We start from the raw sequence: 11,892 nt of genomic DNA, 5'->3' as shown, positions 1-11,892 counted from the left end.
TTGGTGGCTTGTGGCGCCGTCCGAAGGCCGCTCAGCGGCGCCGCTTGTCCGAGGCGACCAGCGAGCGGATGACCAGGGCGCAGACGGCGACGGACGCGGCGGTGACGGCGACCGCAAGGAGCATCGAGACCAGGACGGCGCCGACGACCAGCACCACGGCCGTCCCACCGCCGACGAGGGCGATGACGGCGCCGGAGGTGAGCTGCACCGTCGGCCGCGCCGGTACGGGCACAGGGGAGACGACCGGGGCGGGCACGAAGTGCGGCGGACGCTCCTGAATGACGGAGCTCGGTTCGATGACCACGGCAGCCGGGGTGATGTGCCCGGTGGGCTGCGGCATCGTCGGAACCTTGGGATGGAACACAGCGAATCTCCCTTCGTGAGTGGCTACTTGACGGCGGCGTCGATGGCGGGGGCGAGCAGGCTGTCGGCGAGGAGGTAACCGCCGAGCAGGAGCACCGCGACGAGCCACCAGGGCGGGCGGACGAGCTTGACGCCGAGCCAGCCGACGACCATCAGGGCGAACCAGAGCGGGACCTGCACGGGGTGTCTCCTCAGCGGGCGGCGCAGCGGTGGGTACGGGCGGCGAGCTGCGCGGCGGACTGGCTGGAGTAGTCGGCGGACCAGCCGCAGCGGTCGTTGATGCAGACGGCGGCGTGCTTGGTGTGGCCGTGGCGGTCGCGGTGGGTGCCGATCTGCACGGGGCCGATCCGCATGACGGAGTGGAAGTGGTCGCGGGCGGGCATGACGGGTTCTCCCTTCGGATCAGGCGAGTTGGGCGGCGATGGCATCGGCGAGCTGGGGCGGGACGCCGAGGCGTGCGCGCAGGGTGTCGGTGTCGATGTGGGCGCCGGTGCGGGCCTGGTGGTCGGCGGCGAGCTTGCGGGCGTGGTCGACCAGCGCGGCCGGGACCGACGGAAGAGGCGAAGCCGGGCTCGCGGGAGACAGTGCCGGGGTGTCCTCGGCCGCAGGGAGCGGCGCGGGATCGGGCTGCGGGGCGGAGACGGGTTCCGGCTTGACGTCCGCCGCGGGGACCGGGGCCTCGGAGGCCGGCCGAACCGGCTCCACGTCCTCGTCCTCGGAAGCGTGCGAGTGGGCGAGGAGGGTTCCGCCGAGGAAGGCGAGGGCGGGCCATCCGGCGATGCCGAAGCGCAGCCAGGCCGGGGTGTGGGCGAGGTCGAGGAATCCGGCGGTGGCGACGTTCGCGCCGAGCGAGGCGACCAGGGCGATCAGGAACCAGCACCAGGCCAGCCGGGACGGCCCGTCCGACCGGAGTCGGCGCCAGGCGGCGACCAGGAGCAGATCCACGCTGATGGGGTAGGCCCAGCCCTTCCAGCCGGTCTGCCCGGCAGCGTCGGCGAGCTCGTGCAGGTGGGCGAAGGACAGGGCTCCGGCGATGACGGCCTGGACCAGGACGGCGTCCACACGGAACGCGAGTCGGGCCATCAGACGCCGCCGGGGTAGTCGGGCCCGTCGGACGGGTCGTAGCCGGGCGGGAACATCCCGGTCGGCGGCTCGGGCAGAGACGCAGCCAGCGACGGCGCCACAGCCTCGATGAAGCCCTGATCGGCACCGGATACGTCGGCGTAGAGGGCGAGTTGGCCCAGCAGGAGCACGGTGCGGGCGAAGTCCTCGCAGTCGGGGCACATGGCGTGTTCTCCCTTCAGCAGGCATGGAGGGGGTAGGGACCCGGCGCGAGACGGTCGCGCCGACCGGATTGCGGGAGGGATCAGGCAGTGACGGGCGCGGCCTTCGCGAGCGGCTCAGTGGCCGGGGCCAGGGCGCCGACGAGAGGCCGGAAGGCCGCGAGGGCGGGCAGGTCCGGAGTGCGGTCCGCGTAGCGATTGCAGACGTTGACCGCTGCACGGAGCGAGGTGTGCGGGGCGCGGATACGGGCCCAGCCGCCGGAGGAGTCGCCGGTCACGGCGATACCGGGGGTATCGGTGGGGATCTGGATCGCGGCGAGGACGGCGTCCGGGGAGATGTCCCCGAAGGCCATGTTCGCCGACGATTCGTCGTTGACGCGGTGGGCGGTGCGGCCGGTGAGCTGGGCCCGCAGCATCGTGATGCCCTTGCCCAGCTCTGAGCCGAAACGCTGCCCGCAGATCTCCAGATAGATCCCGGCGGCCCGGCCGAGCTGGGCCAGGCGGACCAGGGCGGTAATGATCCGGTCCCGGCGCTTCTCCTCATCCTTCGTGGCGAAGAGAGCGAGTTCGGCGACCTCGTCCACCAGGACCACGATCGGCACGGGGCGCAGGTGCTCGGGCAGGTCCCAGATGTCGGCGGCGATCTCCGCGTCCGGCACGTTCACCGTGATCCGCTGCTCAGCCCGGATGACCTGGTAAACGTCCGCCATGTGCGAGACGAGGGCTTCGAGGAGGTCGAGGGCGGTGTCGGGGTTGTCGGCGAGCGCGGAGAACCGGCGCGCCAGCGGGAAGAGCTCCACGCCCTGCTTGCAGTCGATGCCGACCAGGGCGACGTCCATCGGGGCGAGGCCGGCCACCAGGTTGCGCTGGTAGACGGACTTCCCGGACTTGGTGGAGCCCAGGTTCAGACCGTGTGGGACGGCCCGGTAGTCGCGGTAGTGCACCGCCCCGTCTTCGCGCAGGGCGACCGGGACCCGCATCGGCGCCGGATCGGCCTTGGCGGGCATGTGGACCCGCTTGAGGACGTCGTAGCCGGTCATCCGAACCTCGACCACCCCGGAGCGCAATTCACGGGAGGTCACGCCGTACATGCCGAACGAGTGGCGAAGCCGGTCAGTGGCCGCGGAGACGTCGAAAGCGTCCTGCCCGGGGCGGAGTTTGAGGCGCAGGACCAGGCCGGTCCGGGTGGGGCGAAGGCGCAGGATGCGCGGGGCCCTCGACTCCGGGACGGGCCGGTTGGTCATCCGGGCCAGGGCCAGGCGCCAGCGCGACGGCGGGACGGTCAGCCTGCACGCGTCCATCACCGAGGTGTAGTGAACCAAGACCCGGACCGTGGCGAAGACGGCGCCGAAGGCCAGCCAGTACCAGGCCGGACACCGCCACCGCAGAACCAGCACGGCAGCAACCACCAGCACCAGCAGGGCGACCGTTAACCCGGTCATGATCAGGCCGCCTTCGACGCCGAGCCGGTGGCGGCGAGCGAGGTGACGGCGACCGCGCGGAACGCGATCCCGTGCCGCTTCTGCCCGTTGAACTCGTTCTCCCAAGCCGAGGCGACCAGGCCGGTCAGCGCGACCGGGGTCCCCATGGCCAGGTCCTCGGAGACGCCCGGCGCGGGAACGGTGAGCTTCAGGATCTCCACCTCGTCCGGCGTGGAGAACATGACCTCCACCGTCATCAGCGTGACGCCGTCCTTGTCCACGGCGATCTCACCGGTGCGACGGTCCTTGATCTTCGGCTGCGGGGCCTTGGCGACCATCACGGTCGCGTTCGTGGTGTCGACGGGAATCTGACGCACAGCGATTCACTCCTCTATAGAGGCTGGACTCCGTCACTCATGTATATGAGTGACATGAAGAAGAGTGCATGACTCCTGTACATGAGTCAACCCGCCGCGATGAAGAACTTGCGGCGGGCTGAGGGCAGTTGAGGGGGTGTCAGTCGATTGCAGGGATCCGGTACTCGAAAACGAACTGGTCAGCGGCCATGAGGGTGTCGCAAACCTCGACCACGCGGCCCTCCGTCGTACGGGCCTCACGGATCAGGTGGATGACCGGAGCGCCGGGGCTGAGAGCCAGCTCTGAGGACTCTGCCTTGGAAGCCGGACGCCCTTGCAACGTCTCGACGAACTCCTCGAACTCGTGCCCGTGGTCTTCCAGCCGGGCATAGATGCCGCCACCGCCGGGATTTTCGGCGAACAGCTCGGGGATGTCCTTCACGACGTCCCACGGGAGGTACGACGTTGCCGTCTCGACGGGCGTGCCGTTGCGGAAGTAGAGGCGGCGCCGGGCGAGCACCTGAGTGCCGGCGGGGATACCCAATCGTTCCGCGGCATCCTCCGGGGCCTCCATCGGCCCGATGTAGAGGACGCTCACCTTGGCTGTGGCGCCGGACTGTTCGGACTCGGCGAGATAGGCAGCCTTGCCGCCCTGTCGAAGTGAGCGCCGGAAGCGGTCGGAGGATCGATGGCGCACTGGCGGCCGATCCTTCACGGTCGAGCCCTTACCGTGCCGCGTCTCGACCAGTCCACTCGCGCGCACCTCGACCATGGCCTTACGGATCGTGCCGCCTGAAACGCCGTAGCGGTCGACCAGCTCGGACTCGCTGGGCACCATGTCGCCTGGCTTGAGGACGCCAGCCCGGATCTGCTGCACGATCTCGTCGGCGATCTGTACGTAGCGAGGTACGGACCGCTCACCTCCTACTGCTGTTCCCATAGTCCTTCTCTTCCTCCTATGCTCCTGCACATGAGTAACAGTGCCCAGGAAGGCGAGTCAACGCCGCTGCACTCTGTGTCTGTAGCCGGAGTGGTGGTCGGTGAAGACGGTCGACTTCTGGCGATCCGCCGTGCGGACAACGGCACTTGGGAGCTCCCGGGTGGCGTGCTTGAACTCGATGAGACCCCCGAGGCGGGCGTCGCCCGCGAGGTCCTGGAGGAGACGGGCATTCACGTCGAGGTGGACCAGCTCACCGGGGTCTACAAGAACACGACCAGGGGCGTCGTCGCCTTGGTCTTCCGGTGCAAGCCATCCGGGGGCACCGAGCGCACGTCAAGCGAATCGACCGCGGTTGACTGGCTCACGCCCGAAGAGGTCAACGAGCGCATGGCAGAGGTCTTCGCGATCCGACTCTTGGACGCCCTGGACGGCAACGGCCCCCATGTGCGGAGCCACGACGGCAAGCGCCTGATCGCAGCGCGGTAGAACTTTCCCTACTTCATCAAGCCCCGGCTGCGCTCCGCTCCGCCGGGCGCGCTCCCGGCTCCGCTGCGGGCGCCGCTCCTGCCTCCGGCCCGCTCCGCCCGCGCTACGCCGACGCGCGCCCACATGTGGATGGGGCCGATGGCCATGAGTCGATCACCGCATAGCGGGGCCACGCTCAAAGCCGATGCCTCCGGCGGGGGATCGGTCGGCACCGGGATGGAAGGGGCGCCGTTCCCGACCGCGGGTCCGTAGTGGCGTGCGCGGGGAGCTCCCATCCCGTCCACCGTCGACCCAGGCAGAGCCGAGCAGACGCGGCCCATGGCGTCCAGGTCGTTCGTACAGTGGCGCGCTCCACCTGGACGCCATGAACCACGCCCGCTCCACGGTGTGTGGGTCGACGGCGGACGGGATGGGAGCTGGGGTAAGTGGTGGGCTGAGGAAGAGCAGCAGGTGCAGGTGCGCGACCGAAGGCAGCGGCTAGGCTCTTCCTCTACGCGGCACCCCTGGTGAAAGCGGTATTCGGCTCACGGCAGCGTTGGCTAACCTGCGGCAATGGCGAAGAAGGCAGAAACCGAGTTGGTCGTTGACCTTCGTGGTCGGCCAATCGAGACGCTCGACGACTTCTGGGACGCGGTGAGCGAGCCGTGCGGACTACCTGAGTGGTTCGGACGGAACCTGGACGCGTGGGCAGACACCATCCAGGCCCGGGGGATCTCCGAGGTCATCGATCGCCACGACGTTCTTGTCATTCACGTGGACAAGCAGGGGATCTTTGCCTCTACGGATCGTGAGGCACGGTCACTGAGGCGTTGTTTCGCGGGTCGGGAGAACCGCTTGGTCGTGCATCAGCCGTCCTGACACACACAGCGGTCGCGTGTGATCTGAGTCTGATGCCGGGCGAACCGTCAAGTGGTGCACTGATGTCCGACACCAGCGGCTGACACCAACAGCGGCGGACGAGGACGTATCCGCGTGGACCTTGGCGACCGCTTCCATGCCTTACGTCAGCCGACTTCCAGTGCCGAGCATCCGCGGTGATCGACCTGATAAGGATGAGGCCACAGCTCAAAACGTGTCAGCCGTCCAAGCGAGTCCCCAACCTCCAACAGTGGCGAAGGAGTTCGCCCAACGGCGGACCGTCGCAGCTGTTCAGAAGCCCGCCGACATCACCGTGAAGCGGTTTCGTCGTTTTGCGCGGCCGCTTCCAGGCAGCGAGGTGGCCGTGCGAAGATCACGGCTGGCGGCCATCGAGTCGCACAGTTGTCGCAAGGGGGACTCGCTGTGGAGAGCATCGACTGGGCTCTGTTGGCGCTCTTTTGGCTCATCACCTTCGTCTCCGGCGCTGCCGCCATCTGTGCCGGATGGATCGCCCCATGGTTCAGGAAGACGGTTTCCTCGCCGCGCCTCGGGGGCTGGGCAGACATTTGCATGGGCATTGGGGGCACACTCGCGGTGGGTCCTGTGCATCGCCACTTGGGATCGATGCCAATGACAGCAATCGCCACAATCGTGGGTTACTGCTTCGTCTTCAGCGCCCTAGGTCTCTACCGACGGTCCCGCTGGCCCGAGCTGTCGGGACTAACGGCATACCGACACCTTGCAGCCTCAGCCGCTGCTGTACAGCAGCGAAGTACAGCAACCTTGGCACCCGTGACCGGCCACCAGCAGACCCAAGCAGCCGACTAGCCTGCGGTACTGACCTCAGCGACCGCCCCGCCCATAATTCGCATCGAGGGGGCCGCAGGGCGTGCCACTTCCGTGCCAGAACGGGCGGGGACTCACGGGGAATCAAGGTTCCCCAAGGCGCGCACGGCCCTACGCCGCCCAAGGCAGGGATTCCCAGGTCAGGCCCAGGGTCCCCCAACCTCGCTCCTAAAGCGGGTGTCGCAGGTTCGAATCCTGCCGGGGGCACTGTGCCTGAACAGGCACGATGCATTGGAAAGGCCCCGGATCGATCATGGTCCGGGGCCTTTGGCATCCACTTCTGGCACGAGGTGGAGCCGGATGTGCGCCTCGTACTTGTCGTCAGGCAGTCTCCTCGATCCGGCCGAGCAGGACGTTGACCGACAAGACGGCCGCAGGTCGCGGCCGCGCGGGGATCAGTCGTGACTGACGTGGCGGCAGGACAATCCGGCTGCGCGTCGGCGGGTGGGCCCGGTGAGGTTATGTGCGGCGAACAACGCCGCACCGGGCTCCCACACCTGGGTCACGAGCAAAGGACCAGGTCAAAGACCCGGGCCTTCCTGTTCATCGAAAGCGTCGGCCGCCGCTGGACCCAACTCCACGACCGCTGACGGCGAGCGTCTCGGGCGACGGTGTATTCGGCGTCCCCGAAGTCCGCGACCACGCGCAGCCGACCGCCGAGCGCTTCCACGTAGGCCCGGAGGGTCGCGAGCTCCGTGCGATCCAGCTCCCCGTGCTCGATCGCGGAGACCCGAGGTGCCGAGACCTCCATCGACGCGGCCACTTGGCGCTGAGTCAGCGCCTGTTCACGCCTGACCTCCGCGAGCTTGTGAGCACGCACTTCAGCGGTCAGCCGGTCCGTTGCCGCTTGCTTCTCCTGGGCCGACCGCATCGGCAGCCCAGCGGTCGCACGCCGCTCGCGCGCCTTGCGCTTGGTCTCCTCCCAGCTCACGGCACTCATTCGTACTCCCTCGTTTCAAGACCGGCCAGATGTGTCCGGTACCGCTCCTCAGCGAGCGGAATGTTGATGTCGTACCAGCGCTGCCAGTTCCCGGCCTCGTCGCCGGCCACCAGCAATACCGCCCGGCGCACCGGATCGAGCGGAGAACAGCGGGGACCATGATGAAAGCGACCGCGCCCGACGAAGCCGCGCCGCGACCTTTCACCTGGACCAGTGGTCGAACCACCCCCAGGTGATCACAGTTTCCCGAGCTGATGGTTCCGGGCTGATTGCTCGCCGCGTGCCACAGTCGCGCGCCAGATACAGAGGTCCGGGCAGTAGCCCATCTCAGTGCCTCGGACCCGGCCAGCCATCCCTGTTGGAGTAGCTCTCGAAGCGGTACCGGGTCGAGCGGTCCCACTCCTTCCCGGTGGCGAGCTCGTACGCCTGATCCGGCACGTACAGCAGCCACTCCCCGTCACACTCGGTGGAGGTGCAGGGGGCGAACTTGTCGGCGTCGAGGAAGACGCCTTCCCATACGGCTCGTCCCGCGGCGACGACAGCACAGCGGGCGTACAGGAACACGTCGGCGGACTGCGGGAAGGACTCGCCGCTCCGGTCCCACATCGCATCAGTGATCACTAACCGGACAGACGCATCCGATCAACCGACCGACCCATCAAACAGACCCGCTCCAGGGCTTCATCCGCGAGCGCTATCCGGCGGAGTGGGGTCCGGCCGTCATGGTCTGGGACGCCAAAGACGCGGAACGCATCGTCCAGGAGCGCGAGTTCGTCGTCTTCACCCAGGACCCGGACCCGATGCCCGTGCCGGGCGGCTGGGAGGACTATGTCGCCCGCCTGACAGTCCTCCCCGAAGGGGACGAGGCGGCCACCCCGCCGCTGGAGGAGCTTCCGACCCGTGTGGTCGATGACCGCGATCAGGGCTGGAGGCTCCGGCGTGCTCTCGGCGGACAGGTGCTCCTCGGTTCGTCGGTGCGCGGTCGGATACCCCCGGGGTCGGGATCAGGCCTGGTGCCGTCCGTCGTACGGGCCCGTACCGCTCCATCGTCACTCCGTCCGTCAGACGGGGAAACCGGGGAAACCGGGGAAAGGGTTGCACAACGGACCGTGCCCGCCCTGGTGACAGGACGGGCACGGCGGGTGACCGGTGGAGCGGGTGCACCCCGCTCACCTGCGGGGTCAGCCGAGGAGGTCGTACTGCTGGAATCCGGTGCCGAGGGAGACCCTTGGGGCGAAGCTCGCAGTTGTGTTGGCGCCGGTGCCCTTGTACAGGTAGAGCGTGCCGCCGGGCGTGCGGGCCAGCAGGTCGGCCTTGCCGTCGCTGTTGAGGTCGCCGACCGTCACGAGCGCGTTGTACGTCGTGCTGGTCCAGGTGGCGACCTTCAGCGCGGGCTGCCAGAGGGCCGTGGAGGCCACGCCCTTGCTGCGGTACAGGTACACGGCGCCGGTGCTCTTGTTGCGGGCGAGCAGGTCGGCGTTGCCGTCGCCGTTGAAGTCGCCGTGGCCGCGCACGAGGTTGAAGTTGTTGAAGCCGACGCCGACCTTGAGGGGGGCGGCGAAGCCTCCGTTGCCCTTGCCCGCGTACAGCCACAGCGCGCCCGTGGAGTCCACGGCCAGCAGGTCGGGCAGGTAGTCGCCGGTCATGTCGCCGGGGGTGACGATGTTCAGGCGGGTCTTCCAGTTGTCGCCGATCAGCTTGCTCGCCCACGAGTCGGTGGCGGGCACGTAGTGCTCCCAGAAGACGTCGCCGTCGGAGGACCGGCGCACGATCAGGTCCTGGTAGCCGTCCCGGTCGAGGTCCGTTTGGAGGATGAGGTTGTAGCCGTTCCAGTTGCCCCAGGACGTGCGGGCGGCCAGCGAGGTGCCCTTGGAGTTGATCTCGTAGGCGGTCTTGGTGGAGGCGTTGCGCACGAACAGGTCGGCGAGGTGGTCACCGTTGAGGTTGGTGTCCTCCACGCGCGGGTAGGCGGCGCCCACGTAGGACGAGACCTTGGTGAAGACGCTGTACGCGCCGCTCGCGACGCAGTCCTCGACGCCCCAGGAGACGACGCCCACGATCCGGCCCTTGACGATCAGCGGGCCGCCGGAGTCGCCGTTGCAGGCGGAGGTGGTGCCCTCGTCGCTGCCGGTGGCGGGGTTGCCCGCGCACACCATGTGGCCCTTGACGAAGTCCGCGCCGTAGGCGCCCGCGCAGGTGGTGTCCGACTGGATCGGCAGGGTCGCCGTCTTCAGCACGTCGGAGATGTCCTGCGTGGTGGAGCTGGTGCGGCCCCAGCCGAACAGCGTGGCCGGGGTGCCGGCGGCGTACGACGCGGTGTCGGTGGCCGTCGTCATCCGGATCGGCGTGGCCTTGATCGGGTTGGGCAGCGTCAGCACGGCGATGTCGTTGTTGATCGTCGCCGGGCTGTACGACGGGTGGTTCCACTGCCGCCAGACGCCGCTGTACGACCCACCGTGCAGGTCGGTGATCTGGCCGTTGCTGTCGACGGTGGGCAGCTGCGCGGTGCCGGTGATGACGATGCCGTGCGCGTACCAGCTGTAGTTCTTGTTGTACTCGTCGCGGACGCAGTGCGCGGCGGTGAGGATCTTCGTCGGGGCCACGACCACGCCGCCGCAGAAGAAGCCGATGTCGTCGGCGGTGGTGGTGGTGCCGCGGTCGTCGCCGTACCACAGCTGCGCCATCCACGGCGCGCTCGTGATGGACGTCGTGGTGCCGCCGATGATCTTCGGGTCGACGGTGCTGGTGCGGGTGCTCCCGCTCAGCGCCTCCTTGCCGGTGTGCCCCGGGGTGTCGTCACCGGCGACGGCGATCGCGAGCCGCTTCTCCAGCTCGGCCTGGGACGGTGCGCTGACCGTCGGCTTCGGCGGGGTCTCGGCCGCCTGCGCGGACGACGTCAGCAGGACGCCTGCGACGGCCGCGGCGATGCCGGCCGCGGCCATGGGCAGGGCGATCCGCACACGGCGTCTGTGACGCCGTCCCCCGGACGTGGGTGTACCCACAAGTCCCCCCTCGGGAAGTGATGCTCTGGGTTACGCGGTCGAACATGCGACCGAAGGGCGTGATCGTACCGTGGACGTGCACATGCAGAAGGGCCGCCCCCCCTCGGAAGGGGGACGGCCCGTACGACGTCGGCGGGGACTAGTACTGCAACGGTGGTTGTTCTGATTGCTGGGCAGTTCAGGGGCTGTGTCCGCGTCGTTCGTAGTGACTGACCCGGGCCTGGTGCCGGCGTCTGCGGCGCCATGTCGACCAGTGCAGGATGTGGTCGACCGGGGCGGGGCGGCGGCCGGTGAGGCGGGTGATCAGTCGTCGGATCTCGGCGAGGCCGAGGTGGACGAGCGGGGAGGATCCGTTTCTGCTTTCTCCGCATCCAGCCGGCGGGCCCTCAGGACGGTCAGGCAGGCGTGGGCGGCCATGGCCAGGGTCATGTGGCGGTGTCAGCCGGGATAGCGGCGGACCTGGTAGTCGTCCAGGCCGCACTCCTGCTTCGCGCTCTGGAAACACTCCTCAACAGCCCATCGGCTGCCTGCGGCACGGATCAGCTGGTCCGGCGTGGTCTCGGCGGGGCAGTAGGCGATGTAGTACGAGATCTCCTCTGGCCTGCTGACGCTGCGGCGGGCGATCACCCAGTGCCGGCGGTCCTCGCGATGGAAGGGCCTCACCTCGACACGGGCCCAGTCGTGGGTCCGCCGGCCGTGGGCGCCTGCGCCGCAGGAGCGGCGCTTCCACTTCTGCCGTGGCAGGCCGGGGAACAGGTCGTGGACCGGGTGGTCGATGGCCCAGCGGGTGACGACGGTGTCGTGCCTCGTAGTGGCCATGACGTGGAAGACGTCCGCCTGCTCCAGCTCGAACCGCCATCCCTTGCTGAAGCCGCAGGCGGCGTCCGCCGTCACCCACCGAAACGGGATCCGGTCCGCGATGGCCTTTTGGACCATCGCCCTGGCCATGGCCACCTTCGTGGCGAAGGCGACCTCGTCGCCGATGCCTGCCCGCCGGCATCGCTCGCGGTCGTCCGTCCAGGACGTGGGCAGATACAGCCGCCGGTCGATCAGCGTGCGTCCACGGCCCGTTGCACAATCGACGATCAGGACCGCCTCGGGATCACCGAGGTTCTCGACCAGGTGACCGCGCACGTCATCGAGAACCTCATCGGCGTCCCACTCGATCCGGTTCAGCATCCGCTGGATGCGGTCCGGGCCGTCGTGACCGGCTTCCTCGGCCGGCGTCCAGCCGTTCTTGCGCTGCAACGGAGCGATGAGTCCCCGCATAGGCCAGAGCCGACTCACGCGGCTCCGACCTGCTGAAACGGTGCACAAACCGCCCATGCACAGCGCTCAGTTCACTCGCCCACAACCTGACATCGGCAAGGTCCCCACCCATGACCAGACCGACGACC

General features: G+C 68.6%; 13 protein-coding genes and 2 pseudogenes. 2 read left to right on the top strand and 13 right to left on the bottom strand.

Annotated elements, in window-relative coordinates:
• Positions 1-31: 31 nt before the first annotated feature.
• From ACZ60B_RS14745 to ACZ60B_RS14710, 8 genes are all read right to left on the bottom strand, one after another.
• Positions 32-364 (bottom strand): SpdD-like protein, encoded by a 333-nt coding sequence (locus ACZ60B_RS14745; RefSeq protein ID WP_469386825.1) that lies wholly within the window; start codon positions 362-364, stop codon positions 32-34.
• Positions 365-387: 23 nt separating this feature from the next.
• The gene (locus ACZ60B_RS14740; RefSeq protein WP_469386823.1) at positions 388-543 is read right to left on the bottom strand and encodes a hypothetical protein; all 156 of its coding nucleotides are present in this window, start codon (positions 541-543) and stop codon (positions 388-390) included.
• 11 nt (positions 544-554) lie between these two features.
• Positions 555-746: a mobile element transfer protein gene (locus tag ACZ60B_RS14735; RefSeq protein ID WP_469386821.1), complete on the bottom strand. Its 192-nt coding sequence runs from the start codon at positions 744-746 to the stop codon at positions 555-557.
• A 19-nt stretch (positions 747-765) separates the two neighbouring features.
• Positions 766-1,446, bottom strand: coding sequence for a DUF2637 domain-containing protein (locus tag ACZ60B_RS14730; protein WP_469386819.1), 681 nt, complete (start codon positions 1,444-1,446; stop codon positions 766-768).
• Positions 1,446-1,649 carry a hypothetical protein gene (locus ACZ60B_RS14725; protein ID WP_469386817.1) on the bottom strand — a complete coding sequence of 68 codons (204 nt, stop codon included), beginning with the start codon at positions 1,647-1,649 and terminating at the stop codon, positions 1,446-1,448. The genes ACZ60B_RS14730 and ACZ60B_RS14725 overlap by 1 nt, the downstream gene beginning before the upstream one ends.
• An 80-nt stretch (positions 1,650-1,729) precedes the next feature.
• Positions 1,730-3,088: an FtsK/SpoIIIE domain-containing protein gene (locus ACZ60B_RS14720; protein WP_469386815.1), complete on the bottom strand. Its 1,359-nt coding sequence runs from the start codon at positions 3,086-3,088 to the stop codon at positions 1,730-1,732.
• Positions 3,089-3,090: 2 nt separating this feature from the next.
• A complete protein-coding gene (locus tag ACZ60B_RS14715; protein WP_469386813.1) occupies positions 3,091-3,444 on the bottom strand; it encodes an SCO3933 family regulatory protein in 354 nt (117 codons plus the stop codon).
• Positions 3,445-3,583: 139 nt separating this feature from the next.
• Entirely contained in the window at positions 3,584-4,363 is a 780-nt protein-coding gene (locus tag ACZ60B_RS14710; protein ID WP_469386811.1) for a GntR family transcriptional regulator, read from the bottom strand.
• Between the two features lie 18 nt (positions 4,364-4,381).
• Here ACZ60B_RS14710 and ACZ60B_RS14705 point away from each other — a divergent pair, with 18 nt between their 5' ends.
• Positions 4,382-4,849: an NUDIX hydrolase gene (locus ACZ60B_RS14705; protein ID WP_469386808.1), complete on the top strand. Its 468-nt coding sequence runs from the start codon at positions 4,382-4,384 to the stop codon at positions 4,847-4,849.
• A 552-nt stretch (positions 4,850-5,401) separates the two neighbouring features.
• Complete coding sequence (locus tag ACZ60B_RS14700; protein WP_469386807.1) at positions 5,402-5,707, top strand: barstar family protein; 306 nt, start codon at positions 5,402-5,404, stop codon at positions 5,705-5,707.
• 1,450 nt (positions 5,708-7,157) lie between these two features.
• Here ACZ60B_RS14700 and ACZ60B_RS14695 read toward each other — a convergent pair.
• The 5 genes and pseudogenes from ACZ60B_RS14695 to ACZ60B_RS14675 all read right to left on the bottom strand — a co-directional run.
• Positions 7,158-7,493: pseudogene (locus ACZ60B_RS14695) on the bottom strand (XRE family transcriptional regulator); the annotation flags it as partial.
• Positions 7,490-7,624 (bottom strand): hypothetical protein, encoded by a 135-nt coding sequence (locus tag ACZ60B_RS14690; RefSeq protein ID WP_469386805.1) that lies wholly within the window; start codon positions 7,622-7,624, stop codon positions 7,490-7,492. The pseudogene ACZ60B_RS14695 and the gene ACZ60B_RS14690, both read right to left, overlap by 4 nt.
• A gap of 196 nt (positions 7,625-7,820) precedes the next feature.
• Positions 7,821-8,099, bottom strand: a complete 279-nt coding sequence (locus tag ACZ60B_RS14685) for a DUF4240 domain-containing protein (protein WP_469386803.1) — start codon at positions 8,097-8,099, stop codon at positions 7,821-7,823.
• A gap of 575 nt (positions 8,100-8,674) precedes the next feature.
• Positions 8,675-10,435 carry a trypsin-like serine protease gene (locus ACZ60B_RS14680; protein ID WP_469387029.1) on the bottom strand — a complete coding sequence of 587 codons (1,761 nt, stop codon included), beginning with the start codon at positions 10,433-10,435 and terminating at the stop codon, positions 8,675-8,677.
• Positions 10,436-10,798: 363 nt separating this feature from the next.
• Positions 10,799-11,876: pseudogene (locus ACZ60B_RS14675) on the bottom strand (IS701 family transposase).
• Positions 11,877-11,892: the final 16 nt, after the last annotated feature.

It is taken from the genome of Streptomyces sp. NPDC104096 (genome assembly GCF_055584385.1).
Note: the sequence above shows the minus strand (reverse complement) of the source record. Positions and strands in the feature narration are given on the sequence as shown.